16 protein-coding genes and 5 tRNA genes are annotated in these 15,877 nt (G+C 57.5%); 12 read left to right on the plus strand and 9 right to left on the minus strand.

The genetic code is table 11. From position 1 onward, the window contains the following. Positions 1 to 176 precede the first annotated feature (176 nt). Entirely contained in the window at positions 177 to 935 is a 759-nt protein-coding gene (gene ppgK / locus ABRP84_RS10425; RefSeq protein ID WP_023022655.1) for a polyphosphate--glucose phosphotransferase, read from the minus strand. Between ppgK and ABRP84_RS10430 the strand changes: the two genes are divergently transcribed. Together ABRP84_RS10430 and ABRP84_RS10435 are read left to right on the plus strand one after the other, a co-directional pair. After that, positions 934 to 1,821, plus strand: coding sequence for an inositol monophosphatase family protein (locus ABRP84_RS10430; RefSeq protein ID WP_034659138.1), 888 nt, complete (start codon positions 934 to 936; stop codon positions 1,819 to 1,821). The two genes, ppgK and ABRP84_RS10430, sit on opposite strands and share 2 nt — an antisense overlap. 111 nt (positions 1,822 to 1,932) lie before the next feature. After that, positions 1,933 to 2,223: a DUF4193 domain-containing protein gene (locus tag ABRP84_RS10435; RefSeq protein ID WP_023022651.1), complete on the plus strand. Its 291-nt coding sequence runs from the start codon at positions 1,933 to 1,935 to the stop codon at positions 2,221 to 2,223. 702 nt (positions 2,224 to 2,925) lie between these two features. Here the strand turns inward: ABRP84_RS10435 and ABRP84_RS10440 are convergent. Beyond that, positions 2,926 to 3,396 (minus strand): DUF3093 domain-containing protein, encoded by a 471-nt coding sequence (locus tag ABRP84_RS10440; protein WP_349853705.1) that lies wholly within the window; start codon positions 3,394 to 3,396, stop codon positions 2,926 to 2,928. A 103-nt stretch (positions 3,397 to 3,499) separates the two neighbouring features. Between ABRP84_RS10440 and dut the strand changes: the two genes are divergently transcribed. The 5 genes from dut (at position 3,500) to dxs (ending at position 8,949) form a co-directional block, all read left to right on the plus strand. Then, positions 3,500 to 3,973, plus strand: coding sequence for a dUTP diphosphatase (gene dut, locus ABRP84_RS10445; RefSeq protein WP_349853692.1), 474 nt, complete (start codon positions 3,500 to 3,502; stop codon positions 3,971 to 3,973). A gap of 13 nt (positions 3,974 to 3,986) precedes the next feature. After that, a complete protein-coding gene (locus ABRP84_RS10450) occupies positions 3,987 to 4,958 on the plus strand; it encodes a DUF3710 domain-containing protein (RefSeq protein ID WP_349853693.1) in 972 nt (323 codons plus the stop codon). A 29-nt stretch (positions 4,959 to 4,987) separates the two neighbouring features. Further along, positions 4,988 to 5,695 carry a DUF3159 domain-containing protein gene (locus ABRP84_RS10455; RefSeq protein WP_349853707.1) on the plus strand — a complete coding sequence of 236 codons (708 nt, stop codon included), beginning with the start codon at positions 4,988 to 4,990 and terminating at the stop codon, positions 5,693 to 5,695. Beyond that, the gene (locus ABRP84_RS10460; RefSeq protein ID WP_349853694.1) at positions 5,688 to 6,944 is read left to right on the plus strand and encodes a class I SAM-dependent RNA methyltransferase; all 1,257 of its coding nucleotides are present in this window, start codon (positions 5,688 to 5,690) and stop codon (positions 6,942 to 6,944) included. The genes ABRP84_RS10455 and ABRP84_RS10460 overlap by 8 nt, the downstream gene beginning before the upstream one ends. A 106-nt stretch (positions 6,945 to 7,050) precedes the next feature. Next, on the plus strand, positions 7,051 to 8,949 hold the full coding sequence (dxs, locus tag ABRP84_RS10465) for a 1-deoxy-D-xylulose-5-phosphate synthase (protein WP_349853695.1): 1,899 nt from the start codon (positions 7,051 to 7,053) through the stop codon (positions 8,947 to 8,949). Here dxs and ABRP84_RS10470 read toward each other — a convergent pair. Both ABRP84_RS10470 and ABRP84_RS10475 read right to left on the minus strand, forming a co-directional pair. Further along, positions 8,946 to 10,166 (minus strand): HRDC domain-containing protein, encoded by a 1,221-nt coding sequence (locus ABRP84_RS10470; protein ID WP_349853696.1) that lies wholly within the window; start codon positions 10,164 to 10,166, stop codon positions 8,946 to 8,948. The two genes, dxs and ABRP84_RS10470, sit on opposite strands and share 4 nt — an antisense overlap. 1 nt (position 10,167) lies before the next feature. Next, entirely contained in the window at positions 10,168 to 10,842 is a 675-nt protein-coding gene (locus ABRP84_RS10475) for a DUF3000 domain-containing protein (RefSeq protein WP_349853697.1), read from the minus strand. A 149-nt stretch (positions 10,843 to 10,991) separates the two neighbouring features. Between ABRP84_RS10475 and hemQ the strand changes: the two genes are divergently transcribed. Further along, on the plus strand, positions 10,992 to 11,693 hold the full coding sequence (gene hemQ, locus ABRP84_RS10480) for a hydrogen peroxide-dependent heme synthase (RefSeq protein WP_349853698.1): 702 nt from the start codon (positions 10,992 to 10,994) through the stop codon (positions 11,691 to 11,693). A gap of 86 nt (positions 11,694 to 11,779) precedes the next feature. On the opposite strand, the gene msrB is transcribed toward hemQ, so the two are convergent. From msrB to ABRP84_RS10505, 5 genes are all read right to left on the minus strand, one after another. Continuing rightward, a complete protein-coding gene (msrB, locus tag ABRP84_RS10485) occupies positions 11,780 to 12,196 on the minus strand; it encodes a peptide-methionine (R)-S-oxide reductase MsrB (protein WP_349853699.1) in 417 nt (138 codons plus the stop codon). A 10-nt stretch (positions 12,197 to 12,206) separates the two neighbouring features. Further along, positions 12,207 to 13,358 (minus strand): glycosyltransferase family 87 protein, encoded by a 1,152-nt coding sequence (locus ABRP84_RS10490; protein ID WP_349853700.1) that lies wholly within the window; start codon positions 13,356 to 13,358, stop codon positions 12,207 to 12,209. Positions 13,359 to 13,364: 6 nt separating this feature from the next. Next, positions 13,365 to 14,063, minus strand: coding sequence for a pyrimidine reductase family protein (locus ABRP84_RS10495; protein WP_349853701.1), 699 nt, complete (start codon positions 14,061 to 14,063; stop codon positions 13,365 to 13,367). A gap of 46 nt (positions 14,064 to 14,109) precedes the next feature. Continuing rightward, positions 14,110 to 15,012, minus strand: a complete 903-nt coding sequence (locus ABRP84_RS10500) for a DMT family transporter (protein ID WP_349853703.1) — start codon at positions 15,010 to 15,012, stop codon at positions 14,110 to 14,112. A gap of 88 nt (positions 15,013 to 15,100) precedes the next feature. After that, a tRNA-Val gene (locus tag ABRP84_RS10505) sits at positions 15,101 to 15,175 on the minus strand. A gap of 256 nt (positions 15,176 to 15,431) precedes the next feature. Here ABRP84_RS10505 and ABRP84_RS10510 point away from each other — a divergent pair. From ABRP84_RS10510 to ABRP84_RS10525, 4 genes are all read left to right on the plus strand, one after another. Next, positions 15,432 to 15,507: transfer RNA gene (locus ABRP84_RS10510), tRNA-Gly, on the plus strand. Positions 15,508 to 15,560: 53 nt separating this feature from the next. After that, positions 15,561 to 15,632: transfer RNA gene (locus tag ABRP84_RS10515), tRNA-Val, on the plus strand. Between the two features lie 38 nt (positions 15,633 to 15,670). After that, positions 15,671 to 15,746: transfer RNA gene (locus tag ABRP84_RS10520), tRNA-Gly, on the plus strand. 54 nt (positions 15,747 to 15,800) lie between these two features. After that, positions 15,801 to 15,872 (plus strand) — tRNA-Val (locus tag ABRP84_RS10525). Positions 15,873 to 15,877: the final 5 nt, after the last annotated feature.

Raw genomic sequence — 15,877 nt, forward strand, 5'->3', positions numbered from 1 at the left:
CTTGATGGAAATAGCTCACCGCACCCGCACAGGGTGGCAATAGCATTATGAAATGCTAGCGTGTGTAGGCCTTATGCAGGTCAGACACGCCCGAGAGCCATGCAATTTTGGATCGACCGCCCAGTATAGGCGATTTTTGCACAATGCCGGTAGATAGGGTTATCGCAACGGTGATTTTATGGCTCTAGGCCTTCCAATACAGCCATTGCTGCACCTACAATGCCCGCACGATTTTCCAGTTGTGCAGGCATAACGGGGCTATCAATGGTTAAGTGGGGTCCCCATTTGTGGAATTTGCGAGATATGCCACCCCCGATGAGGAAAGCTTGCGGGTTAAATAATTTCTCGTATTCTTCCAGCACACGATTGAGCCGAACCGCCCACTCCTTGTACTTCAACCCTTCGCGTTCTTTGGCTGCGGAGGATGCGATCGCCTCGGCCTCGTCAGTTCCCACCGTGAGGTGGCCGAGCTCAGTATTGGGGAAGAGCTGCCCGTTGAGGAAGAAGGCCGAGCCAATGCCGGTTCCAAGTGTCAAAAAGATGACTGGTCCGGTTTTAGCCAACTCGTTTCCATATGCGACTTCCGCAAGGCCTGCGGCATCGGCATCATTCAAGACGACAAAATCTACGTCTAAATAGCGCGAAAACAACTCGGTGGTATCCACTCCTACCCACTCAGGTGAGATATTGGCAGCGGAGTGCACCGTGTGGTTGGACACCACCGAGGGCAAGGTGATGCCGACGGGCTTGTCCCATTCTTTTTCGCGCATAATTTGGGCTACCACCGTGGCTACCTCATGTGGCGTGGCCGGCTGTGGGGTGGGGATCTTCAGCCGTGGGCCCACGAATTCACCGTTATTGAGGTCGACTTCGGCGCCCTTAATGCCGGAGCCGCCGATATCGACGCCAAAAGAGTGGCCAGTATGAGTAGTCATGCTCGCAAGTGTAGAAGAAGGCACAATGGTTGGCATGGAACATGACATAGATTTTCTGCAGCTGCGAGATTTTGCGGAAACTACCGCAATGCGTGCGGCTGAACTTATTCGCGCGCGCCGTGCAGAGTTGGTTGCTGGAGACGGTATTGCTGCACATACTCAGACAAAATCGAGCGCCGTCGACCCGGTTACGGAGGTCGATACCGCCACCGAGGAGTTTATTACGCGTACGATCAGGGAAATCCGCCCTGGAGATGGCCTGTTGGGTGAGGAAGGCGCAAGCTTCGACGGGACGACTGGGGTGCGGTGGATCGTGGACCCCATCGACGGAACCGTCAATTTCCTTTACGGCATTCCGGACTATGCGGTCTCGATTGGCGCGGAATACGACGGCCGCTTGGTAGCAGGTGCAGTGGTCAATGTGGTGCGGCGGCAGGTGTATGCCGCCGCGGCAGGAGCGGGCGCCACGGTTGCCACTGCGGATGGCACGCGGTCTTCGCTACGGTGCGGTGAGCAAGACGATCCGGCGCTTTCCTTGGTAGCGACGGGATTTGGTTACGACGCACAGCGGCGCAAGCAACAGGCGGAATTGCTGACTAAATTGTTGCCGCAGGTCCGCGATATTCGCCGCATCGGCGCAGCCGCCCTTGATTTGTGCCGCGTGGCAGAGGGGAGCGTTGACGCTTATTTCGAGCACGGAATTAACGCCTGGGATTTTGCTGCCGGTGCTCTCATCGCTCGCGAGGCAGGAGCTAAAGTTCATCACCCAGGACTGGACAAGGGGTCCGCTGATGGCGAATTAACGTGGGCCGCGGGGGTGAATTTGGCACCCGCATTTGAGGAACTTTTGGCAGCACATGGCGCTAAGGAGGCGATGCGGGGGTGAAGGGTCTAAGAAATTTTTAGCAGCAGGATGACATATCGGTATTTGTCCTTTACTATGCGCGATCGATAAATAACTATTCCTAAAGCAACTCGACTAATAGGGGCGTGTATTATGGCCACCGATTATGACGCACCGCGCCGCGGCGCAGAAGAAGAACTTGAAACTGACTCTTTAGAGGGACTGAAAGCAGCTGAACCCGAAAGCAACGGTATGGATGACGATGGCGAAATCGTCGAAGCATTCCAACCGCCATCAGTTGACCTGACCGGCGAGGAACTCAACGTACAGGTCGTTCCCCGCCAAGAAGACGAATTTACCTGCGGATCCTGCTTTTTGGTCCAGTCCAATAAGCGTTATTCGCACGAAGAAGATGGCATGCCCATCTGTAAGGATTGTGCCTAAGCAGCCGGTATTGGCCTAGCTAGTCGATATTGCGCACAATCCAAATAAAGATTCACCCCGCCGCAGTTTGCAATGGTAAACGCGGCGGGGTTTGAAGTTTCCTTGTCTAGCAGACACCCAATGTGCGTGGGACCTAACTCCCTGGGGCCTCTACTTTCTGAGGGCGGTAAATCCTCTCAGTCATCCGGTTCTATCTAGGGCTGCTCGCCTTTGCTCTTTCCATCCGGTACGCTGCCTTGCTTCTGCCGTTTCTCCCATAGGTATCTACGACCCAGGAAGATGGGCAAGACTAGAACGAAGTAAAAAGCCATGTACCCCACTACGTGAAGGAAGATGCCGTCAGAGCTTACTTCGCTCCAGGCCACCCCCTCTACGCTTGATGAGGACACTCCACGCCAACCAGTTACTTGACTGACATAGAATTCAGCGATGACCATTAGTGGCAGTAGCACAAAGGAAAACCACCACGGAGGTATCCAGGGTTTCCCATCTTTCTGAGTTCTGCGTAGAGCTCCTCCGAAACCCATTGAGATCTCCTCCTAGTCCAACTGTTTACAGACAGTACAAGAACCCGCGTAAGGTGCGACCGAAATTCTTTTTTAATTCTATCTTTCGGGCTTGCTCGGGGGATGCAGTAGCAACGAAAACACCAACGGCACTCTCACAGGTGACGCCTTCTAAAAAGCAGCGATTCCCTAGAATCTACGAACCTTTTGCGTGCTGCTCTGGCAGGAAGGCGCGGAGCAGTTGGTCTGGATCTTTCGAGGCAATGAGCCAATATGGGGTGTCATCCTCCGGATCATTGAGGACCATCATGGCGTGCTCGTCAATCCACGCATGAGAGACCAAGAATGCAGCCGGATCGAATTGCGGGCCCAGTGCGTTATGGCGCGCAGACTTTGGAACGGTAATCGAACGAGAGACAACCTCATTGGGCAACTGTGCATCCTTGACGAGCAGCCACCGCGTTCCATCTTCATCTTGTTCTACCTGCACAACGGTCCCAGACCACGTGATGAGGACCCAGATAGCGATGGCGCCGAGCAGGACTGCGGGAATGATGGTCCACCACACAGAGCGGTTAAGTCCGGCCGTGGCTGAGGTTAAAGCCACAACGATTGCTGCAAAAATCCAGAAGTACCACGGCACCGACTGGCGTTCGCGATACAACACTTTCGGGGCAGCGGGTTGAGGAGCAGAAATATCAGACACGCCTAGGCATTCTAGTCCACTCCACGCACAGAATGAACCGACTGGGGCAGGTAGGATTGGCTAAGTGACTGATTCGAATTCGCTACCGCAGGAACAAACGCCAGTAGGAGACGTCAAAATTAAGCGCCTCGATAAAGATCTGCCGATGCCATTTCGGGCGCATCGGGGTGACGCCGGCGCCGATCTTTACGCTGCCGAGGCGCTTACCCTCCAACCTGGCGAACGCGCCCTCGTCGGCACCGGTATTGCCATGGCCTTGCCGCTGGGCACCGTGGGATTAATTCACCCGCGATCCGGACTGGCAGCTAAACATGGGCTGTCCATTGTCAATACGCCGGGTACCGTGGATGCTGACTACCGCGGGGAGATCAAGGTGTGCCTGATTAACCACGATCCCCACACCCCGATCGAGATCGAGCGCGGCATGCGCATCGCTCAACTCGTGGTACAGCGCGTAGAACTAATGGATTTTAGCGAAGTAGAAGACTTGGATGAGACCGTCCGCGGTACCGGCGGCTACGGATCAACCGGCGTATAGGAAGGATTACAAAATGGGCATTTGGCCATTTGGCAAAAAGAAAAACGATGACGGCCGGAAAGAAGAGCCGGAAAACCCTCAACAATCGCAGCCACAAGAGCCTGCCGCTGATTCCGCAGGATCGGCTTCGGCTGAATCGAGTTCCTTTGCATCCGTAAAAGATACGGCTGCCGATGCCGCCGCAGCCTCGGGACAGGTGCCAACGGAGTTTGCCCACGACGCCGTAAATGGCGAAACCGGCCCCTTCGATGGCGATTCCGTCAATATCGAAGACTTTGACTTTTCTGATTCTTCCATCGGCATCCTTGACCTTGGCTCGATGCGCATCCCGCTGCCCAAGGACTCCCAGGTCCAGGTAGAAATGGGCGAACAAGGCCCAAAGATGCTGCACATTGTCACCAAGGCGGGCCGTATTACTCCCGTTGCCTTTGCAGCGCCGCGCAAGCCTGGCCAGTGGGCTGAATCCGTGGAAGAAATCAAGGAAGGCATGAGCCGCGATGGGCTATCCGTCACCACGGAGCAAGGCCCTTGGGGGCTGGAAATCGTCGGCAAGAATGACAACGGTCAGCTCCGCGTCATTGGCGCCGAAGGCCCGCGGTGGATGCTGCGCTTGACTCTTGCGGCACCTACCGGCCTTGAAGAGGATTTGGCGCAGATCGCGCGCGATGTAGCATCGCGCACCTTTGTCTACCGCGGTGAGGATCCCATTTTGGCGGGCAATGCACTGCCGGTCATCATGCCAAAGCAGCTGGTGGAGCAGGTTAAACAAGCCATGGAAAAGCGCCAGCAGGAACAATCCGGCGCAAATACCCAGGGTCAGCCGGCTCAAGGCCACCCAGAAAACGGGGTAGGCGGCCCCGATCCCGCAGCTGAGGCGGAGGCGGAAAAGCAACTGCGCGATTTGGGTGCGCAGCCACCCGAGGGGGACAATGAATCTCCCGCACATGACAAAGACAAGGGCTCTAACCCCGATACCGATAAGTAAGTAAAGCAGAACGCTACGTGAGTAACTCTTTGCCGGAGCCGCAGGCTCCTCAGCTAAGCGACGACCAGGACCGCGATACTGAGCCAACTCTGTTGGAACAAATGGGAGGCCTTCCCGGCCTCGTCGCGGCCACGTTGCCCATCGTCGTCCTTATTCCTGTCAACAGCCTCTATGGCCTCACCCCAGCGCTCATCTCCGCTCTGGGCGTGGCGGTAGTGATCGCCATTTGGCGCATCGTTCGCAAACAGACTATTCAGCCGGCCATATCTGGACTTATCGGCGTGGCCATTTGCGCGGCCATAGCCTGGTTTACCGGGGATGCAAAAGGCTACTTTTTATACGGCATTTGGATGTCACTGGCCCTGTTTATCGCCGCAGCGCTCTCCATCCTTTTCCGGTGGCCGGCCGTAGGCGTTATCTGGAAGGGCTTGAACGGCGATGATATGGCCTGGCAGAAGGTAAAGCTTGCGCGGAGGGCCTATTCCATCGCCACCGCCGGCTGGGCTGTTATCTTCTTGGCGCGGTTTATCATCCAGCGCGCGATTTATGACGCCGGGGAGACTACCGCATTGGGAATTACCAGGATTGTCATGGGCTGGCCCTTGACGTTGTTGGTAACCGCATTAACCGTGTGGATGGTGCGCCGTGCGGACGCCGCGGTAGAAGAGGCAGAAAATGCCGCACTTGCCACAAATTCAGATCGCAGTACACAAGAGCTCGAGGCAGAAAATGACTGAGTCCGCAGTATCTCGCGGGGACACCGTAGAGGTCACCATTGACCGCATGGCCCATGGTGGACTCGGCATAGGCCATGCCCCAGATGGGCGCGTCGTCTTCGTTCCCCGGGCTTTTCCTGGTGACACGGTTCGCGCAACCGCCGGTAAGGTGAAAAAGTCTTTTATCAAAGGCGAACTCGATAGCATCGTCACCGCAGGGCAACTGCGCGTACCCAGTAGCTGTCCCGCCGCAGAGCTAGGCGCCGGGTGCTGCGATTTTGCTGAGTTGGATCCCGCAGCGGAACCAGCCATTAAGATGGACGTTCTCCGCGAACAGCTGCGCCGCAGCGGCATTGAGGGGCTCGAGTCCCTCACCATTGAGCAACACGATCTGCCGCCGGTACGGGGCTGGCGGACGAGGGTTCGGTTGGGCGTCGACAAGCAAGGCCGCGCCGGATTGCGGAAGTACCGCTCGAATGAGCTGGTCACTTCCGTCGGTTGTACCCAATTAGCAGATGGCTTAATTGATGGTCTGGTTGGGGACGGCGCGCGGCGTTTTACCCCTGGGGCCGAAATCGTCGCGGTTCTTGATGGCGCCGGCAACCGGCATGTGGTGGAAACGCGCAAGGCCCCGCGAGGCAGGCGCGTGGAGACCATTCGTGAGGTCATCGAGGGCTCTGGCACGGTGGCCGAATACGTCAATGGCCGCGAGTTTTCCTTCCCCGCCACGGCATTTTGGCAAGCGCATGTGGCGGCGCCGGAGGTTTATAGCGCCGTGGCGGGGCAGTGGCTGGTCGGCCGGGATTACCAGCACAAGACCACCTGGGACTTGTACGGCGGGGTCGGATTATTCGCGCCCGCGTTGTCTGATGCCACCGGCGGAAAAGTCATGTCCGTGGACTATTCGCCCGCGGCAACGGCGTCTACGCAGCCGGGGCTGCGCGATATCGATATCGCAGTAAAATCCGCCAAGGTAGAACAGGTTGCAGCCCAATTGCCCCAACCAGGTGCCGTGGTGCTCGATCCGCCGCGAACTGGGGCGGGCGAGCAGGTTATCCGCGCCGTGGCGGAGGCACAGCCGCAGGCCGTGGTTCATGTGGGATGCGATCCTGCCACCTTTGCCCGCGATCTATCCCTGTGGCACACCGCTGGGTACAAGCCTGAGAAAATGGCGCTAATTAATGCCTTTCCTGGCACCCATCACTTTGAGGTTATCGCTCTTATTGCCCCAGATAAGGCGGCGGATAAGCCGGCGCAGAGTGCCGTTTAACGCGAAAATATCTCGCCTGAAGTAATGAGCCGATATAAAAGAAAATACGGACCACGGGTACGGTGGATAGGAAGAACTAAGCACAGAAGGAGTTGAAGGCCGCTCCATGACTATCTTGGATACCATAAACTCGCCGCAAGACCTGAAGGCACTGCCTGCAGATAAGTTGGAGGAACTTGCGGCGGATATTCGTCAGCGCCTCATCGATAAGGTATCGGTGACCGGTGGGCACTTGGGGCCCAATTTGGGCGTAGTGGAATTGACCATTGCGCTGCACCGGGTCTTTGATTCCCCGCGCGAGCCCATCATCTTCGATACCTCTCACCAGTCTTATGTGCACAAAATGTTGACTGGCCGCACGGCCCAATTTGACACCCTGCGCCAAAAAGGCGGCCTGTCCGGTTATACGGACCGCGGTGAGTCCGAGCACGACTGGACGGAATCCTCGCATGCTTCCGCTTCGCTATCGACGGTGGATGGACTCTCTAAGGCCTTCAAGATCCGCGGGGAAGGCCACCGCAATGTCATTGGCATTGTCGGCGATGGCGCGCTTACCGGCGGCATGTGCTGGGAAGCGCTCAATAATATCTCTGAAGATAAAAAGCGCAATGCGGTCATCGTGGTCAATGACAACGGGCGCAGCTATTCGCCCACCATTGGCGGCATTTCTGAAAACCTGGGGCGCATTCGTTCCCAGCATGGCTACGATGAGCTCATGGAGCAGGGCAAGCGCCGCTTAAAATCCATGGGGTGGGTAGGCGAGCGAGCCTTTGATGCGCTCCATGCCATGAAGGAAGGCGTCAAGTCCACCGTCTTGCCCACGGAGATTTTCCCAGAGCTGGGGATTAAATATATTGGTCCCATCTACGGCCATGACATCGATGGCTTGGTGCATGCGCTTTCCTATGCCCGCGATTATGAGGGCCCCATTATCGTGCATGTGGTCACGGAAAAGGGCCACGGGTTTGCCCCGGCGGTCAATGAGCCGAAGGACCAGATGCACTCGACGGGTGCTATCGACCCAGTCACCGGTGTTGCCAAGGGCACCAAGCAACCGGGGTGGACGGCCGCATTTTCTGAAGAATTGATTGCGGCGGCGGAAAAGCGCGATGACATCGTTGCAATCACCGCAGCCATGGCGGGTCCTACGGGGCTGGCCCCCTTCCAGGAGCGCTTCCCGGATCGGTTCTTTGACGTGGGCATCGCCGAGCAGCATGCGATGGCCTCTGCCTCCGGTTTGGCTTTGGGCGGGATGCACCCCGTGGTGGCTGTGTATTCCACGTTCCTCAACCGGGCCGTGGATCAGGTGATCATGGATATCGCCTTGCTCAAGCTGCCGGTGACCATCGTGCTCGACCGCGCCGGTGTGACGGGCTCTGATGGCGCCTCCCACAACGGCATTTGGGATATGTCCTTAATGAGCATCGTCCCAGGTATGCACATCGCCGCCCCGCGCGATGGTGCGCGCCTGCGCGAGCTCTTCCACGAGTCGCTGGACATTGATTCTGGGCCCTCGGTTGTTCGGTTCCCCAAGGGAAACTTGCTGCCCGATATGGAAGCCGTGGATACGCTTGCCGATGGCGTCGATATCCTCTACTACGGCGAGGCCGACGCGGGCGAAGATACCCCCGAGGTCCTCATCGTTTCTATCGGTGCGATGTCCGCGCGCAGTATCAAGGCGGCGCAAAAGCTGGAGAAGCAGGGGCTTAACGTCACGGTTATTGACCCGCGGTGGGTCGCGCCGGTGGCTAGTTCCGTTATCGCAATGGCGGCAGATCACGATCTGGTGGTGACGGTAGAAGATGGACTCATTCGCGGCGGCATTGGGTCCATGATTGCTGAGGCTCTCGGCGCGGCCGAGGTGGATACCCCCGTGCGGCGCCTCGGCGTTCCTGGGTATTTCCCCAAGCACGGCTCCCGCGGCGAGGTTTTGGAAGAGTTCGGCCTAAGCCCAGAGCTCATTTCTGCGTCGATTACAGAGTGGGTAGAAAACCTCACCGCTTAATCTGGCTGGGAAAATAGGCTCTCGATCAATACCGGGGCAACAAGGTTCACCTGCCACGATCGTGCGCCTTCGCGCTCTAGGAAAGCTGGTACGTCGTCCGGTTGGCTGATGGTTCCGCTCCCACCAATGGCCGCCCACACGGTGGCGCGGAGGCTAGCGGGGCGCAGCAGCAGCTCCGATGGTAGCCCGAGCTCTTCGGCGATATCCCCAACGGCGGCGCGGATTTGCTGATATTCCTCCCACAGTTCTGGATACTCCCTGGACCAGACCGATTTGGAAGGGACGGTTCTTTCCTCACGGAGCGGACCCGGGCGCCCCCGCGGTGGAATTTTCTGGGACTGCTGCACCGCCCGCAACCAGCGCTGCGCGGCACCCTTGCGCCGGCGCGGAAACCCCTTGATGCGGGCGAGCTGGGGCTGCGTGCTGGGCAAAACCCGGGCAATCTCTACCAGCACCTTATTGGGAAGCACCCGCCCGGGCGCGGTATCGGTTCGCCGGCTAATATCATCGCGCAGGGTCCACAAAGACCGCGCCGCGGCGCGCTGCTTCCCATTCTTTAAGCTCGATACTCCCTTGATATCGCGCCAAGAGCCCGGCTGTGGGGCGGTGTCATGTGCATGCTTGGCGACGATCGCCGCGCATTCCTCCACCATCCACTCCAGCTTTTCTTGATCGGCCAAGATATCGCGCAGCGTCGTGGCTAGTTCCAGCAGGAGTTCGACATCGAGCGCGGCATAAGCGCGCATTTCTTCACTCAACCGCGGGATGGACCAGTCATCGTCGCCGTGGCCCTTTTCCAGCTGGACATCGAAAAGCTCCGCGATAATGGCGCCCAAATTGGTGCGGTGAAAGCCGGCAAACCGGGCGGCCAATTCCGTATCGAAAAGGGTGCCGGGAAAAAGCCCCAACCACCCAAGAGAGGGGAGATCCGAGGGGGCGGCGTGAATGATCCAATGCTGCCCATTGAGCACCGGAGCCAGCGCCTGGGTCAGTTCCGCACGGTGGCCTTCTGGGGCAAAAAGCATCGTCCCAGCGCCGCGCCGGCGGATCTGGAGGAGAAAGGCGCGGTCATCGTACCGGTAGCCTGAGGCGCGCTCGGTATCGATGGCAAAGGCCCCGGTGCCCGCCTGCAACCGCGCGGCGGCAGCGGCAAATTCCGCCGGGGTGGATAATACCTTCGGAATACCTTCTTTCGGACGCTCCCGAAATTCCACCATCTTAGCGGCCGAGTTCAGTAACGCCTTCAGGCGGCAGGCCCGCGACGTTGGCTAATACTTGTGCAAAGGCCTGCACGTGCGGTGCTAAATCTAGTCCCTCCGCTGTCCACGATGCGCGCATTTCAATCTGATAAGCGCGCGGGGGACCGCCGATCTCTCCGAAGCGGACCGAGGCGGTGGAGGTGACGGTGCCGCCGAGGTTGGTAAGCTCTGCACCCTCTTTTTCTAAGTCTTCATTGAGCCACTGCCAGGCGACGTCCGGCAGCAGCGGATCTCCTGCAACCGAATCATCCATATCGGCCTGGATATACGCCACTAGGCGCATCGCGCCCTCCCAGGCCTCTTCCGCGCCTGGGTCATGGAGGAGGATGAGGCGCCCGAAGGCATCGCCATCTGAATCGGTGGCGATAATATCCGGCTCCTCTTCCGTGCCCACCTCAAGGCCAATGGCGTGGCTAAAGGGCGCTAATCGCTGCGGCGGGCGAATGGGCCCGAGGCTAATCTCTGGGCGAAGAGTGGCCGCGTGCATGGACTCTACCGCCTGAGTAAACGCCGGCGGTGTCGTTGGCTCCTGTGCCTCGTCGTTGCGGCGTAGGGAGGTAAAGGCTGCGCCATCTCCTGAGTTGGCTCCGGCATTTTTACCGGCGCTGGGCGTGGTCGATTCGGAATTACTCACCTTGCTAAAGCTATAGTTTCGCTACGTTGAGCTGGCGGAGGCGCGCCGATAGTGGGAGGTACATAGGGGGAGGGATGACAATCTGTGTAACTCCAACTTATGATGGATATGTCCGAATATTCGAATAAGCTTCTGCAAAGGAGAAAGCAATGGCGAAGCTCGATTTCAAGGAACTCAACGAGGTACAGCAGTACTCCCAACACGCCGTTTTCAAGGTGATCCCGGGCGGCCTAGGCGCCGAGCGCGAGGAGATCATCTCCCAAGCCCAAGAATTCTTTGCGGAGCTAGAAAAGGACAATAAGGTCACCGTCCGCGGCGTCTACGATCTGACCGCGATGCGCGATTCCGCAGACTTCATGATCTGGTGGCACGCCGAGGAATTTTCCGATATCCAAAAGGCCTTTGGCGATTTCCGCCGGGAGACCACTTTGGGCCAGGTAAGCGAGGTGACCTGGATTGGAAACTCCTTGCACCGGCCGGCCGAGTTCAATAAATCCCATTTGCCTTCCTTCATCATGGGGGAAGAGCCCAAGGAGTGGATTTCTGTCTACCCATTCGTGCGTTCGTATGACTGGTACACGATGGAAGAAGAAAAGCGTCGCCGCATCCTGATGGAACACGGCATGCAGGCACGCGACTACCCGGACGTGCGCGCCAATACGGTGCCGGCATTCGCGCTGGGGGACTACGAGTGGGTGCTAGCCTTTGAGGCCGACGAACTGCACCGCATTGTGGACCTGATGTATAAGATGCGCTATACCGAAGCCCGCCACCACGTTCGCGAGGAAATTCCTTTCCACACCGGACGCCGTGTAAAAGACATCGCGGAACTCATCAAGGTTCTGCCTTAAGTCTTGATATAAACCAGCGCTGGGAGCACCCTTTGCAAGTGCTCCCAGCGCTGTCATTTCATCTCACTGCGCGTGGTAGTGAAATCTTAGTTTTCCTCGACGGGCTTTTCTTCCAGGTTCAAGGAAATTGAGTTGATGCAGTAGCGCAGGTCGGTCGGGGTATCGTAGCCTTCGCCTTCAAAAACGTGGCCCAAGTGGGACTCGCAGTTGGCACACAGAACCTCGACGCGGCGCATGCCCAGGGAGTTATCTTCTCGCTCGATAATCTTGTCACCGGCTAGTGGGGAGAAGAAGGAAGGCCAACCACAGTGGGAAGCAAACTTCTCGGTGGAACGGAATAGCTCCTCGCCGCAGGCCTTGCAGGAGTAGACACCCTCCGTGGTGGTATCCGTGTACTCGCCCACGTGCGGCGGCTCCGTGCCAGCTTCGCGCAATACGTAATATTCTTCGGGGCTAAGGCGCTTTTGCCAGTCGGCATCAGCAATGAGCTTAAAATCAGTCATGACTTTAAGTTTAATCCTTTATTTGCGTGGCACGCCACCACCCGGCAACGCAGGAGAAGATGATGACGATGAGCAGGCTCCATCCCACTGTGCCGGAGAAGGTGTTCATCCACCGCCCAGCATCCGGGTGCGCGTGTGACGTCCATGTCACCGGGGCCAAGAACAGGAACGCGGCCACCCATGCGCCCACTGAGTGAAAGACCGAGCGCGGCAGGAACACGGTGAATATCAGCGGAAATAGCCACATTGAATAATATTGCTGTCCTAGCGAGGACAAGAAGAAAATCCCGACCATAATCGTGCCACTCGTCGTCAGTGCCCAAAATACCGGTTCGGATTGTCGCCACCGCAACAGTCCGAGCACCGCGCACCCGACCAAGGCGGCGAAGACTACCCACACCACCCAGTAGAGGACGGGGCCAAAATCCACATAGGCGCGTAATCCCGCCCAGGAGGAATTGGCATAATCGCGGGGTGTGGAAAGATAGGGCACCAGCTTGTCGAGGTAACCGTTAGCGCCCGGGACGAGCGGCCACGCGAGGATATTGAACACCACCGGAATCCCCAGGCCCGCGAGGAGGTTGCGCCACTGCAGTTTGACCAAGGGCAAGAAGAGGAGGGGTGCAAATTGGGGCTTAATCAAAATGGCTAGTCCAAGGGCTATGCCGGAAACCCACGCGAGCTGCGGGGTGCGCTCAACCTCTAAGAAAGCCCACAGGAAAAGCGCCATGCAGAATAAGAGCACACCATTGATATTGGTAAACGCCAAAGTATTGGTGACAGCTTCGGTGGCGAAGGCTAAAGCGATAGAGACCGGAAACACCGGCGAGGTAAGCGCTCTTCCCACCACGTGGGTCAATATCGCCAGTGCGGCTATGATGCCAAGGGCATTGACCACGATGAAAAGCCCGCGCGCGAGGCTGAAATCGAGCCACGCTAAAGGCGATAAGAATAGCGTTGCACCCGGGGTGTAGAGATACAGCGGATCCACATGGTTATAAGCCTGTTCATACACCGGAACACCGTCGATCATGCGCCTTAGCGCGCGATAGACCGTGGTGAAATCATCAGTCAACGTCCCATTGCGCGCCACGATGAAGACGCGCTGAATGACGAGGAGAATGGCAATAGGCCATGCGGCGGCGTTTATTCGAGCAGTCACGACCTTTTAGTCTACGGACTCAGCTGCGCGCGAGTACCGCAGAAACACCGTGCTATCTGTATCGGCGGCAACATTGTCTAGCCGCATTCGGCGGTGGGAGTGCGTGCCATGAAAGGTAGCCACGGGCTTTTCCACGCCGGTGGACAGATGGGGATCCAGGGTTAAATACATCTGATCAATGGCATCGATATGCACCAGCTGGCCGAGCATTCCTGGCCCACCTTCACAGAGGATTCGCTGAAATCCCCGCTCCCGCAATACGCGGAGATAGTCTTGCATGGTGCCTTTACCGGCATCGATTACCTCTGCACCTGCTGCCTCAAGGGGGCCTTTCCTCGCGGAGACCTCCGGGTTCTGCAGCGCCGCGTGGGGGACAAGGAAGAGTGGGGCGGTGGTGAAGTGAGTTAAGAATTTCGAGTTCGGATCAAACTTCAAGCTTTGCGTGGGCACGGCAATGGGGGCGGGAGGTGAATCGCGAGAGTGTTGCTCTACTCCCGCATAATCTTCTGACCTGACCGTTTGCCCACCGACAAACACAACGTCCGCCCAGCCACGCAAGGCCTGGAAAAGCTCTCCATCGGTGTCATTGCCCATGGCCTCAGAAAGGTCATTGATGGTAGCAGACCCGGTGAGGGTAGAAACCATATTGGCCCGGAGGGCGGGTAAGTGAGCGGGTTCGGGCCCTAAAAGCGAAGCGATGTCCATGTTGTGCCAGTGTAGTGGTTGTGCGGGACGTGAATCGTCCTGGCGGCTACACCAGCCTAATAAGCACCACGCCGGTCAAGAGAAGGGCAATCCCTAGCACCTGGCGAGATTTAATGGGGGCGCCGCTGACGCGGTCAATGATGAGCGAGCCCAGCATCGAGCCAAGCAGGCCGGCGACGACTGTGAGGCCGGTGCCAATCTGTGGAACGAGGGCGGCGTTACCGAAGATGAAAAGCGCGCCCAATACACCGCCTATCCACATCCACCACGGGTTGGGTTTTCCTTCTGGGTGCTCGATGCGCGGGCGCCAGCGCAACACGATATTGACGATGACCAGGGCGGTAACGCCGACGGCGAAAGAAACCAGCGCAGCGCTCACCGGAGAGCCCGTGACTTGGCCCAGGTGGCCGTTGATGGCAGATTGGCTAGCGGTAAAACAGCCAAAGACAAATCCGGCTAGCCGCCACAGCCACAGGGCGGTCGCGGAATCTTCATTACTTGTTGCTGCGCTCGGGGTGGCAACTACCGCAATTACGCCGGCAAGCACGATAATGGCACCGATGGCGCGCAATGCGGTTAGAGAAGATTGAGGGGATTCGAAGAGCCCGAAGTGGTCAACAATGAGACCCATGATGACTTGCCCAGCAATGGGCAAGACCACAGTCTGTACCGCGCCTAAGTGTGGAAAGAGAAGAATATTTCCGGTCAGAGCCACAACTCCCAGCAAACCGCCGAACCAAATCCAGAGTGGTTCATCAAAAGCCTGCGCAATGCCGTAATCCCCGCCGGTAATGGCCGTGGCCACGATAAGCAGGGTGACCGTTCCCACGGCGAAGGAAATCATCGAGGAGGAAAACGGGGTACCGGTGGAAGCGCGAAGGCGAGTATTAACCAGCGTTTGTATCGGTAAAACCAGACCAGCAAGAATTCCCAAAAGTATCCACAACACGGGTGGACACTTTACTCAGATGCGGCAAAAAGCCCACTTGAACGGGAAAAGCCCACCTAAGCAAAGGAAATTAAGCTTAGGTGGGCGGTGGTGGTCCTAACTGGGATTGAACCAGTGACCTTTCCGGTGTGAACGGAACGCTCTCCCACTGAGCTATAGGACCTTGCGGGGGATAAATTTACACCCGGTGCGTTCCATTTTCCTAATTGGCTGGATGGAGGGCGTGGAGATGGCGGTTAAAACGGATCTGCTTGGGAAGGCTGACGCGCGGGTTAAATGACACCCCTGCAATTCACAGCGCCGATAAGTGAGTGATTTACGCCGCGCAATAGGTGTGCTGGGCTGGGGATTTGGAAACTGGCAGGGAGCACGATAATGTTTGTTCACGCACCGCAAAGCATGAAGCACTGCGGCGCGATGCGGATGTAGCGCAGTTGGTAGCGCATCACCTTGCCAAGGTGAGGGTCGCGAGTTCGAGTCTCGTCATCCGCTCCACGCTTTTCTAGAGGGTATTATGCCACCAAGGAAAGTGGAACTAAATGAATAGCGCGCGATTAGCTCAGTGGGAGAGCGCTTCCCTGACACGGAAGAGGTCACTGGTTCAATCCCAGTATCGCGCACAAGGACTTTGTCCTAGAAACCGGGCCTGGTTTCGCATGCGGATGTAGCGCAGTTGGTAGCGCATCACCTTGCCAAGGTGAGGGTCGCGAGTTCGAGTCTCGTCATCCGCTCCAGCACTTTTCTAGAGGGTTTTATGCCACCAAGGAAAGTGGAACTACATGAATAGCGCGCGATTAGCTCAGTGGGAGAGCGCTTCCCTGACACGGAAGAGGTCACTGGTTCAATCCCAGTATCGCGCACAAGG

Origin of the sequence: Corynebacterium sp. KPL2861, from assembly GCF_040225475.1 — a bacterium.
Classification (GTDB): domain Bacteria; phylum Actinomycetota; class Actinomycetes; order Mycobacteriales; family Mycobacteriaceae; genus Corynebacterium.